We start from the raw sequence: 26,927 nt of genomic DNA on the forward strand, positions 1-26,927 counted from the left end.
GGTATGGGTATACGCGGGAGTTCCCGGTGGAGCGGATGATGCGCGACGCCAAGATCACCCAGATTTATGAGGGGACCAACCAGATCCAGCGGATGGTCATGGCCCGCCAGCTCCTGAAGTAACCGGCGGCAGGAGCCCCCGCCGACCCCGGGGGACGGGCCGGTGCCCGTCCCCCGGTGACGGGTCAGGCGTGCGAGACGTCGACGATGGCGTTGCCGTTCTTCGTCATGCGCGGACGGAACGTGATGCCGTTGTAGCTGGCGGTGGAGTTGGTCCCCGCCACGTCCATCACGGTCTTCGTCTTCGGGTTGCGGGCGTCCTCCAGGGTGAAGATCGCGCGGTTGCCGCGGAGGTCGACCTTGACCGGCTTCAGGCCGTACTTGGGGTCGAGCGGGATCTTCTGGCCGTCGCGGACCTCGACCTCGCAGGTGGCGTCCATGCAGGCCGCCAGGCGGGTGCCGTCCTTGGCGCTGGACGACTCGGCCAGCGTGGACGACTTGGACGAGACGGGCGGCGCGACCTCCGGCGCCTTGGTGGAGGAGGCCGGGTCGCCCGGTGGCGGCGCCGCGAGCGCCGAGCCGGCCATGCCGGCGGCGAGCGCCAGCGCGGCGGCGGTCGTGGTGAGCAGGCTGGGAATCCTTGTGGACATGCTGGTGACTCCTGACATGCGACTACTGTCTGTCACCAGAATGTTACCCAGAGTGCTTGATCAGGAACGGGCCGGGGGCTCGTCCACGAGAAGCGTCTGCATCACGCGGCCGACCTCGCCGGAACGGTCCGCCAGCGTCCCGTGGCACAGGGCGCTGCCGCCCGGGCCGGCGTCGAGGGAGGCGTGCATGCACAGCCACTCGCCGACGGGGTCGCGGTGCAGCGCGACCGTCAGGTCCGTGTTGATGATCAGCCATTTGGCCAGGTCGAGCTGGCTGCCGATGCCGGACGCGCTGTCGGCCAGCGTCAGCGCGCGCACCAGCGGCGTGTCGGGCTCGCCGGGCACCAGCGGGACCCGGGAGCGCGCCCAGGTCGTCCCCGGGCCGGGCTCGCCGAAGGCGCCCTCGACGACGCGCCACTCCATCGCGGACAGGTAGCCGTCCACGTGCGCCCCCGGCCAGCCGCCGAACGGGCGCTGAGGTCCGGGCAGGTCCGGCGGGGCGGGGGCGTGCACGACGGGTTCGAGGCGGGACGGGGCCGCCATGATCCGCCACGCGGTGGCGTGCACGACCGGCCTGTCCTCGTGGGTGATCCTCCCCTCGAGGAGGCTGACCCGCCGGCCGGGCCGGACGGTCCGGACGGCGACCTCCAGCTCCGCCACCGGGACGGGCGCGAGGATCTCGACCGTCACCCGCGCGACCCGGGTGCCCGGGACGGGGTCGTGCCGTTCGAAGGCCCGCCCGATCAGGGCCGACGCCGGGCCGCCGTGCTGGAACCCCGGCGACCAGGGCCCGGCCGTCGCGGCGGTGGCGGCGAACCGCCCGTCGCCGAGCGGTTCGTAGAACGCCTCGGCGGGCGCGTCCTCGGTCATGCGGCTCCTCCCCACAAGACTAGAATCCCACTCTAGAAGATGGGGGCGGCGGGACGCGCGTCAGCCGCAGAGCTTCTGGGTGGCCGTGCCGGTCTCGATCGCGGGGCTCGTGGACGGCGACGCCCCCGGGGACGGCTTCACCTTGACCTTCTTCACGCCGTCCCAGTTCGCCCCGACCATCACCTGCACCCGCGACCCGAGCGAGGAGATCTTCTTCAGTTTGGCGTCCGGGATCGCGGCGGCCACCGTCTTCGCCGAGTCCTCCCGGCCGGGCCCGTACTGGATCTGGGTCGTCTGGAGACCGCGCCGCGCGACGCCCGGCACCACCGTCACCTCGAACCCGAGCCCGCGCAGCTGGCCGCCCGCCCTGGTCGCGAGCCCCGGGGTGCCGATCGCGTTCAGCACGCGGAGGGAGATGTCGTCCGGCGGCACCGTCAGCTCGTCCTCCGGCTTCTTCGTCGGCGAGGCGCTCGGCTTGGCGGTGTGCTCGGTGAGCGGCTGGTCGCGCCGGAGCTTGGTGAACAGGTCGCGCGCCTTGTGCTGGTCCCACTGGACGGTCGACTGCGGCGTCGGCGAGTTCCACAGGACGGCGTTGTAGTCGGGGTCGGCCAGCGGCAGCTTCGCGAACGTGAGGTCGTCGGTCGACAGGTTCTTCATCTGGTCGGCGAGCTTCGGCAGGTCGTCGGCCAGCTCCTCGTCGACGCGCAGCGACTTCAGCGAGGCGTTCAGGAAGCGCGTCGACTTGACCGGGTCGCTGAGGGTCTTCGTCGACAGCGCCTGCTTCATCAGCGACGCCATGAACTGCTGCTGCCGGTCGATGCGCCCGAGGTCGCTGCCGCCGGTCAGCGAGTAGCGGGCGCGGGCGAACGCGAGCGCCTTCAGCCCGTCCACGTGCGACGTGCCGGCCGGGAGCCGCAGCCCGCTCTTCTTGTCGTCGACGGCCTGCTCGGTGCAGACGTCCACGCCGCCGAGCGCGTCCACCATGCGGACGAACCCGTAGAAGTTCACCTCGACGTAGTGGTCGATGGACACGCCCGTCGCCTGCTTGATCGTGCTGACGGTGAGGTCGGGCCCGCCGAACTGGTAGGCCCAGGTGAGCTTGCCCGGACGGGCCGGCACCCGCGTCCCCTTCGCGCCCTCTGACCCGTTCGACCGGTGCGCCGGGATCGTCACGTAGGAGTCGCGCGGCAGGCTGACCAGCGACATGCTGTCGTGGTCGCGGGACACGTGCACCAGCATCATGGTGTCGGAGCGCTCGCCCTCGAAATGCCCGAGCTTGGCGGCCTTCTGCTGCTCCTTCGTCAGCCCCTCGCGCCGGTCGACGCCCGCGACGAGGATCGTCATCGCGCCCTTGGGGGCGTCCTCGCCCTTGCCGAGCCCGCCGACGGACACCTTGTCGATCATGCCGGTGACGTAGTTCTGGAACGCCCACGCGCCGCCCGAGGTCAGCAGGACGAACGCCGACGCCGTCCCGGTGAGGGTGAGGAAGCGCTTCTGCCGCCGCGCGCTCATCGCGGCGCGCGGGCTCAGCTGCCGGCCGGGGCGGCGCGGCCCGCGCGGGCTCTCCACCCGGACCCGCGGCGCGGGCATCCCGTCGATGGTCACGCCCTCGATGTCGCCGTCGCCGTCGTCGGCCGCATGGGAACCGGGACGCGGCCGGAAGTAGCGTTCCAGCGGGTCGGTGTCGCCACGACCAGAGTCGTGCCCGTCTGCCATGCGGCCGCCGCCTCCCGGAGATCTCGTTCTGACGCGAGTCCACACCACTCTAAAGTGGGGGACACCCGTCCGTTCGCTACCTGAGCCTCGTGTCCTTGCAGTAACGTGGCGCCGTCTTGACCACACCCCGGCGGCCCGCACGCAAACCTGGGTGGCGTGGGCTGCGTCAGACGAGCGAGCAGAGAGGAAGAGGTGTCCTGCTTCGGTCCTCCGGACGGGTGCACCCGCGAGCCCACATGAATCCGTCTCCCCATGCCCAGCGCGCCATGAACCAGGAAACCCGGTACGCCGTGAAGCCCCACTCCGCGCCCGGTGAGCGCACCTGGCCCGCCGTCTCGGTCGTGATGCCGGTCCTCAACGAGCAACGCCACCTCACCGACGCCGTGCGCGGCATCCTGAGCCAGGACTACCCGGGCGAGCTGGAGCTCGTCCTGGCGGTCGGGCCGTCCCGCGACCGCACCGAGGAGATCGCCCGCAAGCTCGCCGCCGAGGACCCGCGCGTCCTGGTCGTCGAGAACCCGACCGGGCGCACCCCGCAGGGCCTCAACATCGCGATCAAGGCGTCGCAGTACTCGATCATCGTCCGGGTGGACGGGCACTCGCTGCTGCCGGCGGACTACGTCCGCGCCGCCGTCGAGACGATGGAGGAGACCGGCGCCGACAACGTGGGCGGGATCATGGCGGCCGAGGGCGTCACCCCGTTCGAGAAGGCCGTGGCGCGCGCGATGACGTCCAAGCTCGGCGTCGGCAACGCCCGCTTCCACACCGGCGGCGAGGCGGGAGAGGTCGAGACGGTCTACCTCGGGACGTTCCGCCGCAGCGCGCTGGACCGCGTCGGCGGGTACGACGAGACGTTCGTCCGCGCGCAGGACTGGGAGATGAACCACCGCATCCGGGAGACCGGCGGCCGGATCTTCTTCACGCCCCGGATGCGCGTCACCTACCGGCCGCGGCCCAACCTGCGGGCCCTCGCCAAGCAGTACTTCCACACCGGGCGCTGGCGGCGCGTCGTCGGGCGCGAGCACCAGGGCACCCTCAACCTGCGCTACCTCGCGCCGCCCATCGCCGTGGTCGCGATGGCGGCGGGCGCGGTCGCCGGGGCGTTCGGGTTCTGGCCCGGCTGGCTGCTGCCCGGCGGGTACGCGGCCGCGATGATCGTCGGTGCCGCCGTGGAGGGGCGCGGCCTGCCGCTCGGCGCCTGGGTCCGGCTGCCGCTGGTGTTCGCGACCATGCACGTGACGTGGGGCGTCGGGTTCCTGACCAGCCCGCCGCGGCTCGGCCAGCCGACCCCGGTAAAACCGGGCGAAACCCTCCAATAGCGGACAAAAGCTAGATCCACCTGCGAACCTCCGTGGTCTTCCGGACGTCGGAGCCGTTAGGTTTGGCGGGATCTTGCCTGCCGCTGTTCGGAGGTGGCCATGTCCAGCGGAGCACGCCACGGCCTCGGCGTGGTGATCGGTCTCGTGGTGACACCGGTCATCGCGGTGTGCCTGATGTACAGCACGACGAAGTTCAGCGAGTACTTCCGGTACTTCTACACCCGGGGCGGCGGCGACCGCTGGATCGCCGCCGCGGTCGTGCTGGTCGCGGCCGTCCTGGTGGGCGTGGCGGTGGGATCCAGGATCTCACCGCTCGCCTCGCTCATCCCGGGGTTCGTCTACACGGGCGTCGGCGTCCTCTGGGTCGTGGCCCCGCGCTGGGCGATCGAGCACTCCGGGCGCGACCCGCTCCCCCGCGAGATGTACCTCGGTTACACGTTCATCGCCCCCTACGGCATCTTCCTGCTGCTGGGCGTCGCGCTCCTGGCCGCCTCGCTCGCGCCGTCGCGCTGGAAGGCCCGTACGGGCGCCGCTCCGCGCTTCGCGGGGCCGCCGCCGGCGCCGATGGGCCCGCCGCCCATGCCCGGCTCCCCGGCGCCCATGGGAGCTCCTCAGCCGCCTGCCGCGCCGGGCCAGAGCCCGCCCTGGCAGGGTGCGCCCCAGTACGGGCAGCCGCCCGCCCAGCCCGCGTCCGCCGGCCCTCCGGCGCCGTCCTCGTCCCCGCCGTCGTCCCCGCCCGCCCCGGCGTCCGGCGACAAGCCCAAGCCGTCGTCGCCGCCCGGCTCCGGCCCTGACGACGAGGAGCCCGGCGACTGGACGCGGATGTACGGCGGGAACCACCCGTCGTAGGGCGCGGGCGGAGCGGCGCTCAGACGGCCGCCAGGACGCCCGGGACGTCGTTGACCACCATCGCGTCGAACCCGGCGGCGGCGTAGGTCGGCGCCGCCTCGGCGCTCGGGCACCAGGCGATCGTCTCCAGGCCCGCCTTGCGTGCGACGTCCACGCAGTGCTCCAGCGGGCGCAGCCGCGTGTCGGGATGCTCGATGCCGCACGACCCGGTGTGCACGGCGACGGCGTCCAGGCCGAGGCCCGCCGCCGCCGGGACCGCGTGCCACAGCGGGAACCGCAGCCACGTCAGCAGCCCCAGCGGGACGCCGGGGAGCTCGTCCTTCAGGAACATCAGCAGCGACGGGTCGAACGAGGTGACGAGCAGCCGGCGCCGCCGCGCCTCCCGCCGCAGCACCGGCAGCAGCAGCGCCCCGGTGCGGCGGGACGGCTCGTCCAGGGCGTCCTCCAGGACGGTCTTCACGTCCACGTCCACCGGCACGTCCGCGGGCAGCTCCGCGAAGATCTCGGTGAGCAGCGGCAGCCCGCTCGCGGTGGCGGGCAGGTCGACCAGGTGGTCGCCCTCCGACGTCGTCGGGTCGTGCCGCAGCACGAGGTGGTCGTCGGCGGTCCGGGTCACGTCGATCTCCACCCAGGGCCCGCCCGGGGCGCCGCGGAGCGCCTCCGCGGCGGCGAGCAGCGAGGGCAGCGTGTTCTCCGCGACCGGAGTCGGGGACCCGGGCGGCGTCGGGTCGCCCGACCCGTAGCCGCGGTGGCCGATGACCGTGGGAGCGTGCTCGAAGATCAAGGGGAGTCCTCGGTGGCGAGATGTTCGGCGACGACGGCGTCGAGGGGCTGGGTGACCTTGAGGTTCCGCTCGCTGCCCGCGACGACCCGGATCGGGACGTCCGGCAGGTAGCGGTGCACGATCCCGCAGTCGTCCGTGGCGCGCAGCGCCGGGTCGGCGAGGGCCAGCTCGTAGGCCTTGCGGATCGTGCCGAGCCGGAACCCCTGCGGCGTCTGGAACCGGCTCATCGTCTCGCGCGGCGGCATCGACACGACCAGGCCGTCCTCGTCCACCACCACGATCGTGTCGGACGAGGGCACGCCCACCGCGACGGCCTCGTCCGCGTCCAGCGCGTCCAGCACGCGGTCGATCACCGCGCGGTCGACGAACGGGCGGGCGGCGTCGTGGAACAGGACGCGGGTGTCGTCGGGGCGGCCGTCCAGCACGCGCAGCGCCGCGGCCGTGGACGCGGTCCGGGTCGCGCCGCCCTCGATCACCGCCGCCGTCTTGCGGAACGGCGCGGCGATGGCGGCGGCCTCGCGCAGATGGCCGGTGGCCATCACGACCACGACCTCGCCGATCCCCGGGTGCGCGTCGAACGCGGCGATCGCGCGCGCCAGGATCGGCCGCCCGCCGATGTCCATGAGCTGCTTGGGGCGCCCGGCGCCCATCCGCTCGCCGACCCCGCCGGCGAGCACCACCGCAACCGTCCGCGTCGCCATCTCTCCCCGGTTCCCACGACTGGTCACGCTCAACGTAACAGGACCGCCCCGCGCTCACCCGCCCGGACCGCAAGGCCGCCGGAGTCCGCCGGGTTCCGCTCGTCCCGCCCTTCATGCGCGCAATCGAGTATGGTTACCTCGCCGTGTTGGGGGACGCGCGGGCAGTATCGGCGCCGCTCGTCTACGCGCCGATCACGGTCCCCGCGCTCCACCACCGCGACACCGCCCACGGCACCCGCCAAGGCCACCGGGTCCGGCCCGGCCACGACGGCCGGACGCCGTCCGCGCGGGTCCGGCCGGGCCGCCTCCGTTCGCGTACGCGGCGCCGGCCGCCTACCTTGGCGTCCTGTCCGGGGACGTGGGGGCGGCCCCCACGAGGAAAGGGAGAGAAGATCATGATCGGTATGGTGCTGGCGGCGGGCGCGGGCCGGAGGCTGCGGCCGTATACCGACACCCTCCCCAAGGCCCTGGTCCCCGTCGACGGCGAGACCACCATCCTCGACATCGCCCTCGGCAACCTCGCCGAGGTCGGGCTGACGGACGTCGTCATCGTCGTCGGCTACTGCGCGGGCGCGGTGGAGGAGCGCAAGGCCGCCCTCGAGGAGAAGTACGGCGTGTCCCTCACGCTGGTTCACAACGACAAGGCCGAGGAGTGGAACAACGCCTACTCCATGTGGCTGGCTCGCGAGCACTTCTCCAAGGGCGTCCTCATGGTCAACGGCGACACGGTCCACCCGGTGAGCGTCGAGAAGACGCTACTGGCGGGCCGCGGACCGGACATCCTCCTCGCGGTGGACGACGTGAAAACACTCGCCGACGAGGAGATGAAGGTCATCCTCGACGGCGAGGGCCACCTGAAGACCATCACCAAGCTGATGGAGCCGGCCACCGCGAACGGCGAGTACATCGGCGCCACCCTGATCGAGCCCGCCGCCGCCGAGCCGCTCGCCGACGCCCTCAAGGCCACCTGGGAGCGCGACCCGGACCTCTACTACGAGGACGGCTACCAGGAGCTCGTGAACCGGGGCGGCCGCATCGGCGTCGCGCCGATCGGCGACACCGCCTGGGTCGAGGTCGACAACCACGACGACCTGGAGAAGGCCCGCCGGATCGCCAAGGGCTACTGACCGCACGCCCGGCACGACGCGAGGAGGCCCATGCCCCTGCTCACGCGGATGCTGAACGCGCCGCTGTCCATCGACGTCCGGCGCGGCGCCGTCGCCTCCCTCGGCGAGCTGCTCGCCGACCGGCGGATCGCCACCGAGGGACGCGTCGCGATCGCGGTCGGCCCCGGCCAGGGCGACCAGATCGCCGAGCAGGTCAGACCGTCGCTGGCCGCCTGCGAGGTGTTCCATGTCGCGGGCGGCACCGTCGACGCGGCCGTCGACCTCGGCTCCAAGTTGCGCGCCGGGTCCTACGAGGCCGTCATCGGCATCGGCGGCGGCCGGACGATCGACGCCACCAAGTACGCGGCGACGCTGTCGGGCATCCCGATGGTGTCGGTCGCCACGAACCTGTCCCACGACGGGATCTGCTCGCCGGTCGCCTCCCTCTTCCATGACAAGGGCAAGGGCTCCTTCGGCGTCGTGATGCCGCTGGCGATGATCGTCGACCTCGACTACGTGCACGCGGCGCCCGACCGTCTCGTCCGCGCCGGGATCGGCGACGTGGTCAGCAACTTCTCCGCCGTGGACGACTGGCTGCTCGCGGCCGACGAGTGCGGCGAGCGGGTCGACCGGATGGCGCTCACCGTGGCCCGCACCGCCGCCGAGGCGCTGCTGCACCAGCCCGGCACGGTCGGCTCGGACCGGTTCCTCACCGTCCTCGCCGAGGGGCTCGTCCTGTCCGGGATGGCGATGGCGTTCGCGGGCGACTCCCGCCCGGCGAGCGGCGGCGACCACGAGATCCTGCACGCCATCGACCATCTGTTCCCCGACACCGCCAACCACGGCGAGCTGGCCGGGATCGGCGCCGCGTTCTGCTACCACCTGCGCGCCACCCGGCTCGGCGCGGGGGAGGAGCGGCTCGGCGAGATCCTCGCCTGCCTGGCCCGGCACGGGCTGCCGCGGGTCCCCGGCGACGTCGGGCTGACCGCCGAGCAGTTCGCGGAGGCCGTGCACTACGCCCCGCGGACCCGGCCCGGCCGCTATACGATCTTGGAACACCTCAGCCTCGACGAGGGCGAGACCCGCAAGGCGGTGGAAGAGTATGTCCAGGCCCATGGAGGCTGAGCTGCCCGGGCGGAACCGTCCCCCGGAATCCCCCGAGCCGCCCGCCGACGACCACCGGCCGCACCGCAAGGGCGCCCGCGTCGCCGACATCCGCCGGTACGGGCAGCCGCCCGGCCTGAAGGACCGCCGCAACGAGGAGCACTGGGCCGGCCGCCTCTACATGCGCGACCTGTCCCCGTACTTCGCGTGGATCGCGCTGCGCCTCGGCTTCAGCCCCAACCAGCTCACCTACATGATGATGGCGTGCGGCGTGGCCGCCGGCGCCGTGGTGTCGCTGCCCGCCCCCGCCCTGTGGACGGCGCTCGGCGGCGCCTTCCTCGTCCAGGTCTACCTGCTGCTCGACTGCGTGGACGGCGAGGTCGCCCGCTACCTGCGGCAGACGTCGGTCGCCGGGGTGTTCCTCGACCGGATCGGCCACTACCTGTCCGAGGTGTCGCTGCTCATCGGGCTCGGCTTCATGGCGCAGGGCGGCTGGTCGAACGGCGGCTGGGCCGAGCTCGGCCTCGTCGCCGCCCTCGGCGCCGCGCTGATCAAGGCGGAGACCGACAACGTCGTCGTGGCCCGCGCCAAGTCGGGGCTGCCCGCCGACCCGTCCGGCGGCGACCGGGCGCTGCGCCCCCGCTCCACCGGCATCGCGCTGGCCCGGCAGGCGGCGTCCATGCTGCGCTTCCACCGCATCATCGGCGCGGTCGAGCTGTCGCTGCTGATCCTCGCCGCCGCCGTGATCGACACCGTCTCCGGCGCGGACGACCCCGTCGCGGTCCGCGTGCTGATGGTCGCCGTGGCCGCCGTCGCCGTCGTCCAGACGCTGCTCCACCTGGTCAGCATCCTGGCCTCCCGGAGGCTGAAGTGAAACTGTCCGTCGTCGTCCTCACGATGGGGAACCGGCCGGAGGAGCTGGCCCGCGCCGTCCGCAGCGCCCTGGAGCAGGAGCACGTGGACATCGAGGTCGTCCTCGTCGGCAACGGCGTCGACCCCGTCGGCGACCAGGCCGGAGCCGCCCCCTTCGACGACGAGCGCGTCAAGACCGTCTCCCTCCCGAAGAACCTCGGCATCCCGGGCGGCCGGAACCGGGGCGTCGAGGCGTCCGGCGGCGATGTGATCCTCTTCCTGGACGACGACGGCTGGTACCGCTCCACCCGCCTCGGCACCTACCTGCGCGACCGGTTCTCCGCCGAGCCCGACCTCGGCGTGATCTCGTTCCGCGTCCGCGACCCCGAGGGCGGCCGGGGCGAGCGCCGCCACGTGCCGCGGCTGCGCGCCGGCGACCCGGAGCGCTCGTCCGCCGTGACGACCTTCCTCGGCGGCGCCTCCGCGATCCGCCGCGCCGCGTTCGACGCCGGCGGCGGCCTCCCCGAGGACTTCTTCTACGCCCACGAGGAGACCGACCTCGCCTGGCAGATCCTCAACGCCGGCTACCGGATCGTCTACGACGCCTCGGCGGTCATGTTCCACCCGGCCGTCCTGCCGACGCGGCACGACATGTTCTACCGTTACAACGCCCGCAACCGCGTCTGGCTGGCCCGCCGCAACCTCCCGTGGCCGCTCGCCCTCACCTACCTCGCCGTGTGGGTCGGCATGACCCTCCTCCGCGAACGCAGGCCGAGCGCGCTCAAGCCGTGGTTCAGGGGCTTCCTGGAGGGCTGGCGCAAGCCCGCCGGCCCCCGCCGCCCCATCTCCTACCGCACCGCCTGGCGCATGACCCGCACCGGCCGCCCTCCCATCATCTGATTCGCAAGACCGAAGCGGCGGTCACGGGCAGGCGCGTGGAGCGAGTGCAGCGAGCGGAGGGCGCATGCCCGTCGAGCCGGGCGACCGCAGCGGCACGTCGCAGACCCGCACGGTCACAGCTCACCTGAACCGTGCCGTGAGGATCGACCGGCTCGTGACGGGGGTTCCAGGGGGTCGCCCCCCTGGGTCAACACGGCCAGGATCAGGTGGGTGAGTTCGGCGGTGATGTCGTCCAGGGGGACGTCCTGGTCGCGGGCGGACCAGTGGTGGACGAGGTTGTTCACGGCGCCGATGATCGCGATCATCGTAAGGCGGTGGTCGCGGTCGACGGCCTCGCCGCGCTCGACCGCCTCGCGGGTCATCGCCAGCAGCGCCTCCTCCCAGCGGGTGCGCCAGCCGAGGCGGTGCCGCTCCAGCCCGGGGCTGACCCCGATGACCTCGACGAAGGCGATGCGGGCGCGGCGCGGGTCGCTCGCGGTGGCGGTGACGAACGCGCGGACGGCCCGCTCGACGCGGGTGGCGAGGCCGGCGTCCGCCGCCTCGGCGTAGGCGGCGGCCACGGCCTCGGAGGCGCGCTCGTTGATGCCGCGGTGCAGCGTGGTGAGCAGCTCCTCGCGGCCGGAGAACTCCTCGTAGAAGTTGCGGGTCGACACGCTCGCGGTCGCGCACAGCCGCTCGATGGACGTCGCCGCGTACCCGCGCGTGCCGAACAGCTCCAGCCCGGCCGCCAGCAGGCGTTCCCGCCGTTCGGCGCGGCGCTCCTCGGCCGAACGGCCTCCGTAGCTGCGTCGGGGCGCGGGGTTGCGGCCGCTCATCGCTCTCCGTCCACGCGTCCGAATGGGGGCAGCGTCAGCCTAACTCCCGCGCGGGGGCGGTTTCGTTCCCACCGCGGGTCCGCGGCCGAGGGCGTGGTCAGCCGCCGAGCAGCGTGCGCTTCCACTCGGGGTCGGCGGTGAGGACGGTCAGCCGCTGCGTCGCCCGCGACACCGCCACGTACAGGACGCGAAGGCCGCGCGGCGACTGGGCGGCGACGGTCTCGGGCGCGACGATGACGGCCGCGTCGAACTCCAGGCCCTTGGCCTCCAGGACGTCCAGCACCTGCACCCGTTCCGGCAGCCCTTCGCCGAGCCGTTCGCGGTCGGCCTCCGACCAGGCGACAGGGCCGGGCGAGGGGTCGAACAGGGACGGCTGGGCCCCGGACGGCGCGGCCAGGGGGAGCGGGACGATCACGCCGATCGTGCCGTCGACCTGGCCCAGCAGTTCCTCGGCGGCCTCGCGGGCGGCCGAGGCCAGATCGTGGTCCGGGACGATGGAGACGATCGGGTCGATGCCGGACGTCCGCACGGCGCGGGCGGGGGAGGCGTCCGGCAGCGCGCGGGCCAGCACCCGGGCCGACACCGCGGCGATCTCGGTGGAGTTGCGGTAGTTCGTCGTCAGCTCGTACTCGTGCCGCGTGCGGGGCGGCGCCTTGCGGGTGCGGCGGCGGCCCCGGGACGGGCGCTCGCCGCCGAGCGCGGCGTCCATCGCCTGCCGGGCGGCGTCCAGGTCCTCCCAGGCGCTCTGGGCGGGGTCCTCGACGATCGTCCAGCTGGCCTGGCGGCCGCGGCGGCCGAGCATGCGCCACTGCATGGGGGAGAGGTCCTGCGCCTCGTCCACGACGATGTGGGCGTACTCGGGGCGTTCCTCCACCACGCCGTCGTCCACGCGCCGCGACCGCTCCACCCGTTCGATGGACGTGGTCAGCTCCTGCATCTCCGGCTCCCAGGTGTCGTCCACGACCTCCTCGCCGGTGAGGATGTTGACGCCGTCGACGACGAACGGGTCGTCCTCGGACGGGGCGCTCCGGCGGCGGGACGGGCGGGGCGGCGGGCCGAGCAGCGCGTCCAGCTCGTCGAGCAGCGCGACGTCCTGGTAGCTGAGCGGCGCGTCGCCGCCGGCCCAGGACGCGGCGAGCGACTCGATCGCGGAGCGGTCGAGGTCGCGGCCGGCGGCGCGGCGCAGCCGGGCGGGGTCGCCCAGCGAGCGGAGCACGTCCGGCGGCCGGCGGATCGGCCACCACGAGACGAGGAAGTCGGTGAAGGCGCGCTGCTCGCGGACCCGCGCGTCGAACCGGCCGCGCTTGGGGTCGCCGTTCCCCTGCCGCCCGCCGCGCGCCGGCTCCTCGTCGAGGGAGGCGAGGCCGTCGGCGGCGAGGATCGCGTTCCACAGGCCCGCCTCGGCGCCCTCCTCGGCCTCGGCCGCCTCCGGGCCGCCGACGTCGGTGAAGCGCTCCCAGAGCGCGTCCAGGAGCATCTCCGCGGCCCGGCCGCGGGCCGCGTTCACGCTCCCGCGGCTGCGCCGGTGCAGCTCGGTCCTGATCCGGTCGAGGCGGGCGCGGTCGAGCGTCACGACGATGCCCTTGAACACCACGCGCAGCTCGTCGGGCGCGCCGGGCGGGTGGTCGGCGACGGCGCGGCGCAGCACGGTCGCCATCGCGCCCGCGCCCTTGACGCGGGCCGTCTCCGGCGGGTCGTGGACGGTCGCGGTGACGCCGTCGACGAGGTCGCCGAGCGAGCGCAGCGTGGCCGAGCCCTCGCCGAGCGACGGCAGCACCCGCTCGATGTAGGCGGTGAACCGGCGGTTCGGGCCGACCACCAGGACGCCCCGCGAGCCGAACCGGCGCCGGTGCCGGAACAGCAGGTAGGCGACCCGGTGCAGGGCGACGGCGGTCTTGCCGGTGCCGGGGGCGCCGCGCACCAGGACCGTCCCGTCGGCGGGCGCGCGGATCACCTCGTCCTGCTCCCGCTGGATCGTCGCGACGATGTCGCGCATCGCGCCCTCGCGGGTGCGGGCGAGCGAGGCGAGGAACGCGCCGTCGCCGACGATCGTCATCCCGTCGGAGGCGTCCGGGTCGAGCAGGTCGTCCTCCAGGTCGACGACCGTGTGCCCGCGCGAGTGCAGCACCCGGCGGCGGACGACGCCGCGCGGGTCCTCGGGGGTGGCGCGGTAGAAGTCCTCGGCGGCGGGCGCCCGCCAGTCGATCACCAGGGAGTCGTGCTCGCTGGTGCGGACGCCGATGCGCCCGATGTAGCGGACCTCGCGGGAGGCCAGGTCGAGCCGGCCGAACACCAGGCCGTCGTCGGCGATGTCGAGGGCCTGGGCGCGCAGCGCGGCCTGGTGGACCATCGCGTCGCGGTCGACCAGGGAGCCCTTGGTGCCGGCGAGCGACTGCCGGTAGCCCTCGCGGATCATGGCCTGGGCGTCGGCGCGCATCTCCTCCAGCCGCGCGTACGCGATGTCGACGTAGCGCTGCTCGGCGGCGATCTCCCGGTCTTTCACCGTGCCGCCGGGGCCGGTCGGCCGCCCGTTGACCTGGGACGACATGCAGGCTGCTCCTCGCGCGTGTCTCGCGCCGGGGACGTCCCCCGGCACCCCGAAGGGGCGAAAGAGACAGCTTATGCGGTCCCGCGGCGGTTCATCGCGGGGCGCGGATCAGGGCAGGTGGGCGGCGGGTCGGCCGGGGGCGCACGTGGATCCGCGCGGCGGGCCGCGCGAGGGAGCGGTCCAGCGCGTCGAGGACGAGCCCGTGCGGCGCCCCGTCCGCGTGGACGCAGCGGAGCGTCACGCCCTGCCCGCCGTGCTCGGCCCACAGCGCGTCGGCGTAGGCGGCGACGGCCGCCGCGGCGGCGCCCGCCGGCGCCCCCGCTCCGCCGGGGCACAGGAACAGCTCGCCGGCGCCGCGGTCGAGCATCCCCGGCAGCGTCGCCCGGACGACCGTCACCGCGCCGAGCACGTTGGTCCGCAGAACGCGTTCTACCTCGGCGGGCGACCGCGCCAGCACCGGGCCGGACGCGGTGACCGCGGCGGCGTGCACGACGCGGTGCACGGGGCCCGCCATCGCCAGCACGTCCGCCAGGGCGGCGGGGTCGGTGACGTCGCACGTCCGGACGTGCGTGTTGGGGGAGCGCAGCGCCGTCGCGGCGAGGCCCGCCTCGTCCACGTCGACGGCGACGACGTCCCAGGCCGCCGCCGCGAGCCGCCGCGCGGCGAGCGCGCCCAGCCCGCGCGCGGCACCGGTCACCAGCGCGGTCCGCCTCATGGGCGCACCTCCTCGGCACCCTGGAAGACCATCCGCAGGTGCCCGACGGTGCTGCTGCTCAGCGCCCGCGCCCGGTCCAGGCCCAGCCCGCGCAGCTCCTCCGCCACCGGGTGGTCGCCGAGCACGACCTTCGCCCCGCCCGGACGGGTCCGGACCCGCGACGGCGTCAGCGTCCACGGCGTCCGGCGGGTCACGCCGTCCAGGCACGAGTAGGCGTCCACGCTCGGCGCGCCGGCCGCGTCCGGCATCGGGATCCCCGGCCGGACGGCGACCTCGATCGCCGTCCGCCCGCCGAACCGGACCGCGCACCGCCGCACGCGTCCGGCGAGGTCCATGGGGATGTCGGCGATCTCCTTGGGGAAGCCCCAGATCGTCCGCCCCGCCTCCAGGGTGAACTCCTGGTTGACCGGGAGCCAGTGGATGAACGCGCCGACCCCGCGCAGCCGCCCGAGCACCCCGCCGGATCCCGTCCCGCCGGGCGGGCGCACCAGGAACGCGACGGCGAACTCGTGGTACGGGCCGAGGTCCCCGTCGGCGTACCGGACGAAGGCCAGCGAGCAGATCGCCTTCCCGGGCAGCGGCTCGGCGACCTCCAGGCCGGAGTAGGCGATGACGGCCTGGGCGGCTCCGGCGGGGACGGCTAACATCGCCGACCCGACGGCGGCGTCGCGGATCCGCACCGGAAGGGTGACCCGCTCGCCCTGGATCGGATACGCGTGCACGGTGCTTGTCACACCGCTTAGTAGAACAGGTTCTCGTTTTGCTGCCAAGCGGGGACGCGGGCGGACGTCACCCCTTCTCGGCGGCTGTCCGGATGCGGTCGAGGGTGGCGCGCATGCCCTTGCGGTTGGCCTCGGCCCGGCGTTCCGCCGGGACGCCGGTGAAGACCTTTCCGAGCAGTGAGACGAACGCGGCGCCGCGGTTGTCGCGCCGCAGGTCCTCCCAGTACTCGGTGAGCCGGGTCCGGGGCGAGGCCGGATCGGCGGTGACGTCCTCGATGCGGTAGCCCCACAGCGCCACGGGCATCCCGAAGCTCGACACCCGGAACGCGAACGCCTGACCGGGCACGGCCGAGGTCACCTGGCACGTGGTGAACCACACGCGCCACCGGATCCGGTTGAACCCGACGAACTTCGTCCCCGGCGCGACCGACCGGCCGCGCACCCAGATCGCGAACACCTCCGGGCTCCATTCGCCCATGCGGCGCAGGTCAGCGACCGTCGCGTACACGCTGCGCGCGTCCGCCGCGACGGCCACGCTCTCCTCGACCACCCACTCACGCTCCATGGCCCCGATCATCCCACTTCGTGACCATCTGGTCATTGAAGGTGGGCGAACCGCCGCCGCCAGGAGGAGTACCAGTCCCGGAACCACGGCTCGCCCTCGGCGAGGGGGACGATGTAGGTGAGGGTCTCGGCGTAGTAGCGGCGCTGGAAGTCCGGGGGCATCCGGTCCAGGGTCTGCACGTTACTGGCGCGGTCGGCCAGCTTGACCAGCACGGCCTCGCGCGGGGCGTCGTTCAGCCGGCGGAGGTAGGCGGCCCTGGAGGCGCGCTTGGCCTGGCGTCCGGTGCCCGTGGCGGGCGGTTTGGTCACCCAGTCGACCAGCTCGGTCACCTCGGGGCCGAATTCGGCCTCCACGTCGGCGAGCGTCGCGGGCGTGTCCTCGACGGTGTCGTGCAGAATGGCCGCGGACAGGACGGCCGGCGCCGTCACGCCGGCCCCGCGCACCAGCACTTCGAGGGCCTCCAGTAGGTGCTCGACGTACGGCGCGCCCGTCGGCCGCAGCTGGTCGCCGTGCCAGCGCTCGGCGGCGGCGACGGCCTTGTCCAGGCCGTCGAGGCCGATGTCCGCGCCGGACGCGGCGATGTCCGCGCGGGCCGTGTCCCAGGCGTGCCAGCGGGTGAAGAGCTCCACGGTTCCTCCGTTCTTCCCTCCCGTGTCGCGCGGGAGCCCCGCACAGGGCATGGTGGGTGTCGTCCTTGATGAGCCTTGGTGAGCACAGTAGGGGAGGAGGCGGGCGCGGTCGTGGTCGGGAGCCGGCAGCGGCCTGACGGCCGACCGGAGTCCGTGGGCAGGGTCCGCGTCGCTCTCGGGCTGGTCTCCGCGGTGGTGGCCGTGGTGCTGTGCGTCGTGCTCGTCGACAAGTACGTCCTGCGGGCCGAGTGGTGGCAGGTCCGCCACACCGTCACCGGGACCCCCGTCACCCCGCAGAGCGAGGTGGGGCCGCCGCCCGGCCCGCTGACCGTGAGCTGGGAGCGGACGACGCGCACCCACCACGGCTCCGTCGCCGGCTACGACGGCATCGCCCACGAGGTCGCGCAGGGGCAGGTCGTGACGGCGTCGGGGAACGGCGTCGAGGTGCGGGACGCGCGCACCGGCGACGGCCGCTGGAGCTACCGCCGCTCCGGGTGGACGCTGCTCGGCTGGACGTCCACCGGGTCCCGGCTGGTCGCCTACTTCGAGCGGGACGGCGACCGGGCCGACCGGGTGCTCGTCGCGTTCGACGCGCTGTCGGGCGGCCTGCTGTGGCGGCGCGAGGGGGAGCGTCCCGCCGCGGTCTCCCGGACGACGCTGCGCTGGCCCGCCGGGTCGGAGGTGCTGCTCACCACCGACGACGCGCGGCGCACGCTGTTCGGGGTCTCGGCCGTCACCGGCAACCGGGTGTGGCGGATGGCCCTGCCGCGCGGCTGCCGGCTGTTCGAGGGCGGCGCGCACCCGTCCGACGGCCGGGAGCGCCTCGCGGCGCTGGGCCTGCACTGCACGGCGGCCGCGGGGAAGGACGGGGCGGGCAGCCGGCTCCTCGCCGTCGATCCGGCGAAGGGCGCCGTGCGCTGGGACCGGCGCCTCGGGTCCCGGGAGTCGCCCGAGGTGTCGATGCTGGACGGCGTCACCCTCGCCTCCGACGGGACGGCCCTGCGCGCCTACGACGACAAGGGCCGCCAGGTCGGGGTCTGGAAGGGCGACGGGGTGTGCGGCGACCTGATGTGCCCTGGCGTGCGGGTCGGGGACCGGCTCCTCGTCGTCTACCACCTGGAGGATTCCGGCCCGGACGAGGCCCGCATGGAGGCGGTGGACGTCCCGTCCGGGGATGTCCGGTGGGGCCGCGACGTGCCCGCGTACGCGGCGCTCGCCCAGGCCGGCGGGCGCGTGTTCGCGCTGCGCCCCCGCCTGTCGGCCGATCTGCTGCCGGCGGCCGTCGACATCGTGGACCCGGGCGGTGGGGGCGCCACGACCGCGCCGGTGCCGTTCTCGCTGGATCCCGACCTGCCGGGCGCCCGGCCGTGGCTGGCGGCGGCGGGCGGGCTGCTGTACGTGGCCGTCCCGCAGGCGGCGCCCCGCCCGGACGGCGCGGCGCGGCTGATGGCGCTGCGCGGCGGGCTCACCGGCCCCGGCCCGGCCGAGCTCGGCGGCGTCCCGGTGGCGGACTGGCCGGACGCGTGCGCCCTGCTGAAGAAGCCCGACCTCGCCGCCGCCCGGCTGACCGGGCACACCACCCGGCCGCGGCCCACCTCCGCCGGGACGGTGAGGCTGCCGCACCCGGTCTCGTGCTCCTACGAACCCCGCCGCAAGGCGAAGGGGGAGGACCCGCCGGAGCCCGGCGAGCGGACGTCGCCCGAGCCGGAGCCGAGCGCGACCGGGTCGGCGGCGCCCGATCCGTCGGCGAGCCCGGAGGAGACCGGCCGGCCGGACACGACGGTCCGCGGCCTCACGGTCAGCGTCCGCTGGGTGGGCGACACCGACCGGGCGGCCTCGCGGATGCTGGACGCCCTCCAGGCCACGCAGGCGCAGGCGCGGCGGCGCCGCGACATCGGCGCCGACGAGGCGTACGAGATCGGCCCGGCCGCCGGGATGATCGCGCTGCGGGTGGGCCGGTACGTCGTGGTCGTCGAGGCCAGCCGCCCGCCGGGTGCGGCGGCCCGCGTCGCCCGGTCGGTCGCCTACCGGCTGCACCACCCGTCGTTCACGCGGCACTCGTCCTGACGCGCCACCCGGTCTCTCAGAACTCGGGCACCGGCCGCGCCTCGGGCTCGGGGTCCGGCGCGGCGCTCGGGGAGCGGCCCGCCCAGGCCTCCAGCTGGGCGACGAAGCGCTCGGCGTGGACGGGCCAGTGGAACCGCTTCCGGGCGGCCTCGTAGCCCCGCCGGCCGAGGTCGGCGCGCAGGTCGGGGCTGTCCCGCAGCCGCAGGACGGCCTTGGCGGCGGCCTCCGGGTCGCCGAACGGGACGATCAGGCCGCATCCGGCGGGCTCGATGATGTCCACCGCCGGCGGGTTCGGCGTGCTGACCACCGGCACGCCGCGGGCCATGTACTCCACGACCTTCGTCGGCATCGAGTGCCGGTAGTTGGGCTCGTCGTGCAGCAGCGCCAGCCCGGCCGCCGCGCCCTCGGCGATGCGCAGCGCCCGGTCGTTCGGGACGAACCCGTACCAGCGCACGATCCCCTCGCGCTGCGCCTCCCGCAGGTCCTCCCGGACGTCGCCGTCGGCCGCGCCGATCAGCTCGACCAGCACGCCCGCGGCGGTCAGCGTGCGGGCCATCTCGATCATGTCGAGGGCGCCGCGGGCCCGCGACAGCTGCCCGACGTAGACGGCGCGGCGGCCGTCCGGCGGCCCCGGGGGCAGGTCGGAGACGTAGGTGGTGTTCGGCACGACCGGGTGGTCCTCGCGGAACCTGGCCCGGTAGCCCTCCTCGGCGAGTAGCAGCCGGTGCCGCCGCTCGCTGCGCCGCTCCAGGCGGTGCACGGCCGGGCGCAGCACGGGCCGGGCCGGGCCCGGCACCCAGCCCTTGGCGGAGAGGGCGGCGGCGGTGTCCTCGTGGACGTCCCAGACGACCGTCCGCTCGCGGACCTGGCGGGGGAGGGACACCAGCAGCTCGGGGTCGTGGAGGAGGATCAGGTCGGCGTAGGCGGCGTGCTCGGCGAGGGCCCGGCGGGCGGCGCGCAGGGCCCGCAGGCGCCGCCGCCCCGTGGCGCGCGGGATGTCCACCGGGCTGAGCTGCCGCCACGGCGTCGCATTGCATGCCCGGAATGGCGCTATATATGTGACTTCATGGCCGGCGTCCAGCAGCGCGCGTATCTGCCGGTGCAGAATGCGCGCGTCCTCGGGATGGTGCACCACCGTGCAGACGCAGACCCGCATAACACTTCACTCCGCAACATGCCGAAAAACGTGCCCTCACCGCCGAGTCTCGGACGTCGATGGAAATTGCCGATGAATTCCCGCTGTCCCTGACATGGACGCTGCCGGGCGACTCGTTCCCGTCTGCTAGAGAAGCTCGACGGTGTCCGAATGGACGTTCCTCGTGCGGCCCCGCGTGTCGAAGAGCAGCCGCGCGTGCCGGGCCAGCGTCGCCGGGTCGTAGGCGGAGTGGTCGGCCAGCACGATCGCCAGATCGGCCGCCTCCAGGGCGGCGCGGAGATCGTTTCCGGCGGGCGGCACCGGCGTGCCGTCGACGTCCCACGACGCGACGAGCGGGTCGTGGAACGACAGCTCGGCGCCGAGCCGGGCCAGCCGCCGCGCGACCGGGCGGGCCGGCGACTCGCGCTGGTCGGCGATGTCGGCCTTGTAGGTGACGCCGAGCAGCAGGACCCGGGCGCCCTTGAGCGCGCGCCCCTCCCGGTTCAGCAGCTGCTGCGCGCGTTCCGCCACGTACCGGGGCATCCGGTCGTTGATCTCCTGGGCCAGCTCCACGAACCGGAACGGGTAGCCGAGCGAGCGGACCTTGTACGACAGGTAGTTCGGGTCGATCGGGATGCAGTGCCCGCCGACGCCCGGCCCCGGCCGGAACGCCTGGAACCCGAACGGCTTGGTGGCCGCGCAGTCGATCGCGTCCCACAGGTCGATGCCGAGCTCGTTGCAGAACACCGCCATCTCGTTGACCAGCGCGATGTTGACGTGCCGGTAGGTGTTCTCCAGCAGCTTGGCCATCTCGGCCTCGCGCGTCCCCTTGGCCTGCACGACCCGGTCGACGAACTTGCCGTAGAAGGCCGCGGCCGCCGACGCGCACGCCGGGCCGAGCCCGCCCACGATCTTCGGGGTGTTGCGGACGCCGTACACCCGGTTGCCGGGGTCGATCCGCTCCGGCGAGAACGCCAGGTGGAACTCCTCCCCGGCGACCAGGCCGGACGTCTCCAGGATGGGGCGGACGACCTCCTCGGTCGTGCCGGGGTAGGTGGTCGACTCCAGGACCACCAGCGTCCCGGGGTCCAGGTGCCGGGCGACGGTCGCGGCGGCGCCGCGGACCGCCGTCAGGTCGGGGCCGCCTTCGGGCGACAGCGGCGTCGGCACGCAGATGACGACGGTGCGGGCGCCGTCCAGGACGTCCTCGTCGAGGGACGGGCGGAACCCGGCGTCCAGCATCCGCTCGACCTCGCGGGGCGAGACGTCGTCGACGTGCGACAGCCCGGCCTTCAGCCCGGCGACCACCCGCGCGTCCCGGTCCAGCCCGCCGGCCCGCAGGCCGGCCCGGCAGGCCTCCCGCACGAGCGGGAGGCCCACGTAGCCGAGTCCGATGACCACGAGATCCACGCGGCCGGCTCCCTTCGATCTATGTCCTTCGGTAGGCGGCCCGGTATCCGGCCGTCACGGCGGTCCAGGTACGTTCCGCCGCGACCCATTCGCGGGCCGACCGCCCGATTTTCTGTCTCCTTTCCGGACTGTAAGCCAGATCTTCCAGGCAATTCGCCCATGCTTCCGGGTCTTCCGGAACTGTTAACGCGCCGGTCACGCCCGGTTCCACGATTTCGCGGAGAGCCTTGACATCACTGGCTACTACCGGGATTCCCCCGGCCATCGCCTCGATCGGTTTGAGGGGCGTCACCAACTGGCAGACCCGGTCCGCCCTGCGCGGGACCGCGAACACATCGAGGACGGCGTGATAGCGGCGAACCGATTCCATCGGCACCCGGCCGGTGAACACGGCGTGAACGCCGTGCGAGGCCGCCCGCCGTTCCAGCGCGCCGCGCTCCGGGCCGTCCCCGACCAGCAGCAGCGTGACGGGCGCGCCGCGGTCGCGGAGCAGGGCCGCCGCGTCGATGAGCGTGCCGATGCCCTCGTAGCCGTAGAAGGACGACGTGAGCCCGACGACGGTGGCGCCCGGCGGGACGCCGAGCCGCTCGCGCAGGCCGGACGCGTCCGGGAGCGGCTCCAGGAACGCCTCGTCCACGCCGTTCGGCACCGTGAAGATCTTCTCCTCCGGGACGCCGCGGGACACGATCTCCGCCCGCATCGCCTCGCCGAGCGTGACGACCGCGTCCGCCTCGGCCATGCGACGGGTCTCCAGCTCGCGGGTCAGCCGGTAGAAGTCGTCGGCCTCGTCGTGCGCGGGGTCGCGCGACAGCCAGGAATCCTCCAGGAAGCCGCGCACCTCGTACACGACGGGCAGCCCGTGCCGCCGTCCCAGCTCCAGCGCGACGGCCGCGTTCAGGTGGTTGCTGACCGCGTGCAGGACCGCCGGGCGCAGCTCCTCCACCAGCCGGCCCGCGAGGTCGGCGCTCCTGGCGACGACGCGCCGCGGATCGGCCTCCGGCAGCCAGGGCAGCAGCCGGTGGTACGGGACGCCGTCCACGTCCACCCGCGCCCGCGCGTCGGGTATCCCCTGGCTGAGCGGATACCCGAGCCGGGACACGATGTGCGGGTCGAGGCCCATGGCGCGCTGCGCGAGCGCGATCCGGTGCGTGCGGACGGTGTAGCCCGCGTTCGTGCGCGGCAGCGCGTTCGTGACGAACTGCAGCACGGTCCCGCCCTGCACGGCCCGGCGCTCGCGCGGCCGCGACGGCTCGTCCAGCAGCAGGCGCAGGTCCCGCGTCTCGCGACGGACGTCCCTCGGCCGCGGGACGGCGAGGCGGGAGCGCCGCAGCCGGGCGCCCGCCGGGGTGCGGGCGGCGAGCCGGACGGCCAGCCGGGACGCCCGGCCGGGGTCGTCGCGGAGCTGCCGCCAGGCGAGCCCGGCCAGGTAGACGGACTTCTTCACGGATTTCTCGGCCACAGGGCCGGACGTTAGGCAAGCCCGATGAACAGAAGGGAAATCGTGTTGGGACCCATCGTGCACGTCCTCGGGGCGCGGCCCAACTTCGTCAAGGCGGCGCCGGTGATCTCCGCGCTGCGCACCGCCGGCGCCGAGCAGACCGTGATCCACACCGGCCAGCACTACGACGCGCGGCTGTCGGAGATCTTCTTCGACGAGCTGGGGCTGCCCGAGCCCGACGTCAACCTCGGCGTCGGCTCCGGCGGGCACGCCGAGCAGACCGCCGCGCTCATGATCGGGCTGGAGCGGGAGTTCACCGGCCGTTCACCCGCGCTCGCCATCGTGTACGGCGACGTGAACTCGACGATCGCCGCCGCCCTCGTCGCGGCCAAGCTGCACATCCCGGTCGCCCATGTGGAGGCCGGGCTGCGCAGCTTCGACATGACCATGCCCGAGGAGGTGAACCGCAGGGTCACCGACCAGCTGTCCGCGCTGTGCCTCGTCACCAGCCCGGAGGGGATCGGGCACCTGGCCGCCGAGGGTGTCCCGGTGGAGCGGGCGCACCTGGTCGGCAACCCGATGATCGACACGCTGCTGGCGAACCTGGACTCCTTCGACACGGCCGCCGTGCGGGAGGCCCGCGGGCTGCCGGAGCGGTACGTGCTCGCGACCATGCACCGCCCCGCGAACGTGGACGCCCCGGAGACGGCGGCGGCCCTCGTCCGGCACCTGCACGGCGTCGCCGACCTCGCCGACCTGGTCATCCCCGTCCACCCGCGCGGCCGGGCGAACCTGCTGGCCGCCGGCCTGGACGAGCACGCCGGGGTGCACATCCTGGAGCCGCTCGGGTACATCGAGTTCATCGCGGCCGTGCGGGGAGCGGCGGCGGTCGTCACCGACTCGGGCGGCCTCCAGGAGGAGACGACGATCCTCGGGGTGCCGTGCCTGACCGTCCGCCCGAACACCGAGCGGCCGATCACCATCACGCACGGCACCAACCGGCTGGTGACGTTCGAGGAACTGGTCCCCGGAGTCCGGAAGGTTCTGGAGTCGGGTGCCGGAGCGGGGGACCGCAGGCCGCCTCTCTGGGACGGCCAGGCCGGCCCCCGCATCGCCGAAGTGATCATGGAGTACCTGAGTGACTGACGCAGCCCGGGACGCAAAGGCGTACCAGCAGGTCGCACGGCTCAAGGCCGCGCTGCGCGAGCGTGAGGCGCGGCTCGACGAGATGGAGAAGCGGCTCGCCGCGCTGGAGGCCTCGACGGCCGTCCAGTTCGGCCGGCTCGTCGCGGGCGCGGCACGCAACCCCAGGCGCGGCAAGCGCCTGCCCAGGGACCTCTACCGGCTGTGGCGCAAACGCAACGCGCCGGTGGCGGCGTCCGGCTCGGCCCGCGGGGGCGGCGTCCACCCCGACCGCGCCGACCATCCGGAGAACCGCCTGCTCGTCGCGGGGGTGCACGACGGCCTGATCATCGCGGGCGTGCTGAACCCGTCCACGGCGGCCGCGCTCGCCGCGCACGCCAAGGTCGTCCCGCTGTACCCGCACGACGCCGCGACCGCGCTCGGCTCCGCCGACGTGGACATGGTCGTCGTGGACGCGGCGGCCGGCGAGCCCGGCGGCCCCTGGGCGTACCTGGGCGTGCCCGGCATGTACGACCGCGACCTCGCGCTGGACGAGATCCGCCGGATCGCCGCCGCGCGGTCGCTTCCGCTCGTCCTGTGGGGCGAGGCGCCGCCCGCCACCCTCGCGTCCCTGCACTGGGACGCCACTGCCGGCACGCCAGGTCGGCTCAACGAGATTTCGGCCCCCGCGCGATGAAAGGAACCACCACCGTGCGACCACGCGCCCTCGTCTACGGCGACGTCGACCTCAACATGATCGACGGCTCGGCGATCTGGGCCCAGGGCATGGTCCAGGCGCTCGCCCGCGCCGGCTGCGAGGTGACCCTGGTCCTCAAGGCGGCCGTGCGGACCGGCCGGCTCGTCGACCCGCTGCGCGCGCTGCCCGGCGTCACCGTCCGCAGCCCGCACGCCGAAGGGCTGTTCGACGGCCCGGACGGCATGGGGCCGCGGCACGCCGCCGCGATCCTCGCCCGCATCGACGCGGAGGACCCGCACGACCTCGTCGTGGTCCGGGGCCGCCGCCTCGCGGGCAAGCTCGCCGCGGGCCCGCTCGCCGGGCGGCTCTGGACGTACCTCACCGACGTCCCCCAGTCCGCGGCCGAGTTCGGCGCCTCGGCCAAGGGCGAGCTGCGCCGGATCGCCGACGCCTCGCGCCTCCTGCTGTGCCAGACCGAGGAGCTGCGCGGGTTCCTGGAGGCGGCGGTCCCGGCCATGTCCGGGAAGAGCGTGCTGTTCCCACCGGTCGTGGTGCTTCCCGAGGGCCTGGAGGCCCGTCCCGCCGGACCGCCGGCCGGCCCGCTCCGCCTCGTCTACACGGGCAAGTTCGCGCCGCGCTGGAACACCTGCGAGATGACGTCGCTCCCACGCCTGCTCTCCGTGCGCGGTGTGGACGCCGAACTCCACATGGTCGGCGACAAGATCCACGACGACCCGTCCGACCCCGGTTTCGCGGCCCGGATGCGGGCGGCGCTGGAGTCGGGCGAGGGCGTCGTCTGGCACGGCGGCCATCCCCGCGCGGAGGCGATGCGCCTGACCGCCGCGGGCGACGTGGGTCTGTCCTGGCGCGACCCGTCCATGGACACGAGCCTCGAACTGTCCACGAAGGTCCTGGAGTGCGGGGCGCTCGGCGTCCCGGTCGTCCTCAACCGCACCCCCATGCATGAGCGGCTCCTCGGCGCCGACTACCCGCTCTTCGCCGCCACCGAGGACGACGTCCTGGACTCCCTGACCCTCATCGGCAAGAACCCCGAGGTCTTCACCCTCGCCGCGGACCGCTGCCGCTCGGCCGCCGCCGGGTTCACCTTGGACGCCGCCGCCGGACGGCTCCGCGCGTACCTGTCCCAGGCCTTCCCCGAACCGTCCGCCAAGGTCATGGCCGTCAAGGAGCGCCGCCTCCGCGTCGGGGTGGCGGGCCATGACCTGAAGTTCTTCACCCGCCTCCTCGACTATCTCCGCTCGCGCGCCGACATGGAGGTCCGCGTCGACCACTGGGCCGCCCTGAAGGCCCACGACGAGAAGCGCAGCCAGGACCTCGTCGACTGGGCGGACGTCGTCGTCTGCGAGTGGTGCGGCCCGAACGCCCTCTGGTTCGCCGAGCGCAAGCGCCCGGACCAGCGGCTCGTCGTCCGCCTCCACCGCTTCGAGCTGTACGCGAACTGGCCGAAGCAGCTCGACATCGACGCCGTCGACCGGGTCGTCTGCGTCAGCCCGCACTACAAGGCGCTGACCCGGGAGATCACCGGCTGGCCGGACGCGAAGGTCGTCACGATCCCGAACTGGGTGGACGACCACCAGCTCGGCCGCGCCAAACTCCCCGGCGCCGAGCACCACCTCGGGATGATCGGCATCGCCCCGTCCCGCAAGCGCCTGGACCTCGCCCTGGACGTCGTCGAGGAGCTGCGCCGCGACGATCCCCGCTTCACCCTCTTCGTGAAGTCCAAGCTCCCCTGGGAGTACTGGTGGATCTGGCAGAAGGAGGAGGAGCGGGCCCACTACAAGAAGGTCTTCCGGCGCATCCGCCGTTCCCGCCTGCTCTCCGGAGGCGTCGTGTTCGACTCCTACGGCCGTGACGTGGCGTCCTGGCTGCGCCGCATCGGGTTCGTCCTCTCCACCAGCGACGACGAGAGCTTCCACCTGGCCCCCGCCGAGGGCATGGCCTCCGGCGCCGTCCCGGCCCTGCTCCCGTGGCCCGGCTCCGACACCATCTACGACCCGCGCTGGATCCACGAGGACACCTCGGCCATGGCCGCGTCCATCGCCACGACGGTCGCCCTGGACCGCTGGCGGGACGACGCCGACGTGGCCCGCGACCAGGTGACGTCCGCCTACGGCCTGGACGAGGTCTGCCGCAGGTGGACGGACCTTCTCGCCGGGGACCTGTAGTACGAAGACCCCATACCGGGCAGAGAGC

At 74.0% G+C, this 26,927-nt stretch carries 25 protein-coding genes; 11 read left to right on the plus strand and 14 right to left on the minus strand.

Annotation, left to right across the window (positions count from 1 at the left end):
- The coding region (locus ABGB11_RS39420; RefSeq protein ID WP_347640450.1) for an acyl-CoA dehydrogenase family protein at nt 1–122 on the plus strand (122 nt) is incomplete at its 5' end.
- Nucleotides 123–184: 62 nt separating this feature from the next.
- Here the strand turns inward: ABGB11_RS39420 and ABGB11_RS39425 are convergent.
- The 3 genes from ABGB11_RS39425 to ABGB11_RS39435 are packed head-to-tail and all read right to left on the minus strand — an operon-like array spanning nt 185 to nt 3,235.
- A complete protein-coding gene (locus tag ABGB11_RS39425) occupies nt 185–649 on the minus strand; it encodes a hypothetical protein (protein WP_347640642.1) in 465 nt (154 codons plus the stop codon).
- 60 nt (nt 650–709) lie between these two features.
- Nucleotides 710–1,519, minus strand: coding sequence for a thioesterase family protein (locus ABGB11_RS39430; RefSeq protein ID WP_347640643.1), 810 nt, complete (start codon nt 1,517–1,519; stop codon nt 710–712).
- Nucleotides 1,520–1,579: 60 nt separating this feature from the next.
- Nucleotides 1,580–3,235: an LCP family protein gene (locus tag ABGB11_RS39435; protein WP_347640644.1), complete on the minus strand. Its 1,656-nt coding sequence runs from the start codon at nt 3,233–3,235 to the stop codon at nt 1,580–1,582.
- A gap of 266 nt (nt 3,236–3,501) precedes the next feature.
- Here ABGB11_RS39435 and ABGB11_RS39440 point away from each other — a divergent pair, with 266 nt between their 5' ends.
- Together ABGB11_RS39440 and ABGB11_RS39445 are read left to right on the plus strand one after the other, a co-directional pair.
- On the plus strand, nt 3,502–4,554 hold the full coding sequence (locus ABGB11_RS39440) for a glycosyltransferase family 2 protein (RefSeq protein ID WP_347640646.1): 1,053 nt from the start codon (nt 3,502–3,504) through the stop codon (nt 4,552–4,554).
- 99 nt (nt 4,555–4,653) lie between these two features.
- Nucleotides 4,654–5,403 carry a hypothetical protein gene (locus ABGB11_RS39445; RefSeq protein WP_347640647.1) on the plus strand — a complete coding sequence of 250 codons (750 nt, stop codon included), beginning with the start codon at nt 4,654–4,656 and terminating at the stop codon, nt 5,401–5,403.
- A gap of 19 nt (nt 5,404–5,422) precedes the next feature.
- On the opposite strand, the gene ABGB11_RS39450 is transcribed toward ABGB11_RS39445, so the two are convergent.
- A complete protein-coding gene (locus ABGB11_RS39450; RefSeq protein ID WP_347640649.1) occupies nt 5,423–6,187 on the minus strand; it encodes a glycerophosphodiester phosphodiesterase in 765 nt (254 codons plus the stop codon).
- Nucleotides 6,184–6,888 carry a 2-C-methyl-D-erythritol 4-phosphate cytidylyltransferase gene (gene ispD, locus ABGB11_RS39455; protein ID WP_347640651.1) on the minus strand — a complete coding sequence of 235 codons (705 nt, stop codon included), beginning with the start codon at nt 6,886–6,888 and terminating at the stop codon, nt 6,184–6,186. Before ispD ends, ABGB11_RS39450 begins: the two co-directional genes overlap by 4 nt.
- A gap of 395 nt (nt 6,889–7,283) precedes the next feature.
- Here ispD and ABGB11_RS39460 point away from each other — a divergent pair, with 395 nt between their 5' ends.
- The 4 genes from ABGB11_RS39460 to ABGB11_RS39475 are packed head-to-tail and all read left to right on the plus strand — an operon-like array spanning nt 7,284 to nt 10,850.
- Nucleotides 7,284–8,015 carry a phosphocholine cytidylyltransferase family protein gene (locus ABGB11_RS39460; RefSeq protein ID WP_347640652.1) on the plus strand — a complete coding sequence of 244 codons (732 nt, stop codon included), beginning with the start codon at nt 7,284–7,286 and terminating at the stop codon, nt 8,013–8,015.
- Nucleotides 8,016–8,063: 48 nt separating this feature from the next.
- Nucleotides 8,064–9,119, plus strand: coding sequence for an iron-containing alcohol dehydrogenase family protein (locus ABGB11_RS39465; protein ID WP_347640697.1), 1,056 nt, complete (start codon nt 8,064–8,066; stop codon nt 9,117–9,119).
- Nucleotides 9,109–9,972 carry a CDP-alcohol phosphatidyltransferase family protein gene (locus ABGB11_RS39470; RefSeq protein ID WP_347640653.1) on the plus strand — a complete coding sequence of 288 codons (864 nt, stop codon included), beginning with the start codon at nt 9,109–9,111 and terminating at the stop codon, nt 9,970–9,972. The genes ABGB11_RS39465 and ABGB11_RS39470 overlap by 11 nt, the downstream gene beginning before the upstream one ends.
- Before the next feature lie 23 nt (nt 9,973–9,995).
- Nucleotides 9,996–10,850 carry a glycosyltransferase family 2 protein gene (locus ABGB11_RS39475; protein WP_347640698.1) on the plus strand — a complete coding sequence of 285 codons (855 nt, stop codon included), beginning with the start codon at nt 9,996–9,998 and terminating at the stop codon, nt 10,848–10,850.
- Between the two features lie 113 nt (nt 10,851–10,963).
- Here the strand turns inward: ABGB11_RS39475 and ABGB11_RS39480 are convergent, their stop codons facing one another.
- From ABGB11_RS39480 to ABGB11_RS39505, 6 genes are all read right to left on the minus strand, one after another.
- Nucleotides 10,964–11,665 carry a TetR/AcrR family transcriptional regulator gene (locus tag ABGB11_RS39480; protein ID WP_347640655.1) on the minus strand — a complete coding sequence of 234 codons (702 nt, stop codon included), beginning with the start codon at nt 11,663–11,665 and terminating at the stop codon, nt 10,964–10,966.
- 97 nt (nt 11,666–11,762) lie between these two features.
- On the minus strand, nt 11,763–14,213 hold the full coding sequence (locus tag ABGB11_RS39485; protein ID WP_347640656.1) for an AAA family ATPase: 2,451 nt from the start codon (nt 14,211–14,213) through the stop codon (nt 11,763–11,765).
- Between the two features lie 91 nt (nt 14,214–14,304).
- On the minus strand, nt 14,305–14,928 hold the full coding sequence (locus ABGB11_RS39490; protein WP_347640658.1) for an SDR family NAD(P)-dependent oxidoreductase: 624 nt from the start codon (nt 14,926–14,928) through the stop codon (nt 14,305–14,307).
- On the minus strand, nt 14,925–15,662 hold the full coding sequence (locus tag ABGB11_RS39495; RefSeq protein WP_347640659.1) for an acetoacetate decarboxylase family protein: 738 nt from the start codon (nt 15,660–15,662) through the stop codon (nt 14,925–14,927). Before ABGB11_RS39495 ends, ABGB11_RS39490 begins: the two co-directional genes overlap by 4 nt.
- Nucleotides 15,663–15,717: 55 nt before the next feature.
- Nucleotides 15,718–16,215 carry an SRPBCC family protein gene (locus ABGB11_RS39500; RefSeq protein ID WP_347640661.1) on the minus strand — a complete coding sequence of 166 codons (498 nt, stop codon included), beginning with the start codon at nt 16,213–16,215 and terminating at the stop codon, nt 15,718–15,720.
- Nucleotides 16,216–16,247: 32 nt separating this feature from the next.
- Nucleotides 16,248–16,844 (minus strand): HD domain-containing protein, encoded by a 597-nt coding sequence (locus ABGB11_RS39505; protein ID WP_347640662.1) that lies wholly within the window; start codon nt 16,842–16,844, stop codon nt 16,248–16,250.
- 78 nt (nt 16,845–16,922) lie between these two features.
- Between ABGB11_RS39505 and ABGB11_RS39510 the strand changes: the two genes are divergently transcribed.
- Nucleotides 16,923–18,911: a PQQ-binding-like beta-propeller repeat protein gene (locus tag ABGB11_RS39510; RefSeq protein WP_347640663.1), complete on the plus strand. Its 1,989-nt coding sequence runs from the start codon at nt 16,923–16,925 to the stop codon at nt 18,909–18,911.
- Between the two features lie 16 nt (nt 18,912–18,927).
- Here ABGB11_RS39510 and ABGB11_RS39515 read toward each other — a convergent pair whose 3' ends face one another.
- The 3 genes from ABGB11_RS39515 to ABGB11_RS39525 all read right to left on the minus strand — a co-directional run bounded on the left by ABGB11_RS39515 (nt 18,928) and on the right by ABGB11_RS39525 (nt 22,915).
- Nucleotides 18,928–20,067, minus strand: coding sequence for a glycosyltransferase family 4 protein (locus tag ABGB11_RS39515; protein ID WP_347640664.1), 1,140 nt, complete (start codon nt 20,065–20,067; stop codon nt 18,928–18,930).
- Nucleotides 20,068–20,193: 126 nt separating this feature from the next.
- A complete protein-coding gene (locus ABGB11_RS39520; RefSeq protein WP_347640665.1) occupies nt 20,194–21,456 on the minus strand; it encodes a nucleotide sugar dehydrogenase in 1,263 nt (420 codons plus the stop codon).
- Between the two features lie 19 nt (nt 21,457–21,475).
- Nucleotides 21,476–22,915: a glycosyltransferase family 4 protein gene (locus ABGB11_RS39525; protein ID WP_347640666.1), complete on the minus strand. Its 1,440-nt coding sequence runs from the start codon at nt 22,913–22,915 to the stop codon at nt 21,476–21,478.
- A 57-nt stretch (nt 22,916–22,972) separates the two neighbouring features.
- Here ABGB11_RS39525 and wecB point away from each other — a divergent pair, with 57 nt between their 5' ends.
- From wecB to ABGB11_RS39540, 3 genes are read left to right on the plus strand one after another with little or no spacing between them, the layout of a single operon-like run.
- Nucleotides 22,973–24,040: a UDP-N-acetylglucosamine 2-epimerase (non-hydrolyzing) gene (gene wecB / locus ABGB11_RS39530; RefSeq protein WP_347640700.1), complete on the plus strand. Its 1,068-nt coding sequence runs from the start codon at nt 22,973–22,975 to the stop codon at nt 24,038–24,040.
- Complete coding sequence (locus tag ABGB11_RS39535) at nt 24,033–24,713, plus strand: hypothetical protein (protein ID WP_347640667.1); 681 nt, start codon at nt 24,033–24,035, stop codon at nt 24,711–24,713. The genes wecB and ABGB11_RS39535 overlap by 8 nt, the downstream gene beginning before the upstream one ends.
- Nucleotides 24,710–26,899: a glycosyltransferase family 1 protein gene (locus ABGB11_RS39540; protein ID WP_347640668.1), complete on the plus strand. Its 2,190-nt coding sequence runs from the start codon at nt 24,710–24,712 to the stop codon at nt 26,897–26,899. Before ABGB11_RS39535 ends, ABGB11_RS39540 begins: the two co-directional genes overlap by 4 nt.
- The last annotated feature ends 28 nt before the right edge of the window (nt 26,900–26,927 follow it).

The sequence above is a fragment of the Actinomadura sp. B10D3 genome, from assembly GCF_039871695.1.
In the GTDB taxonomy this organism is placed as follows: Bacteria; Actinomycetota; Actinomycetes; order Streptosporangiales; family Streptosporangiaceae; genus Spirillospora; species Spirillospora madurae.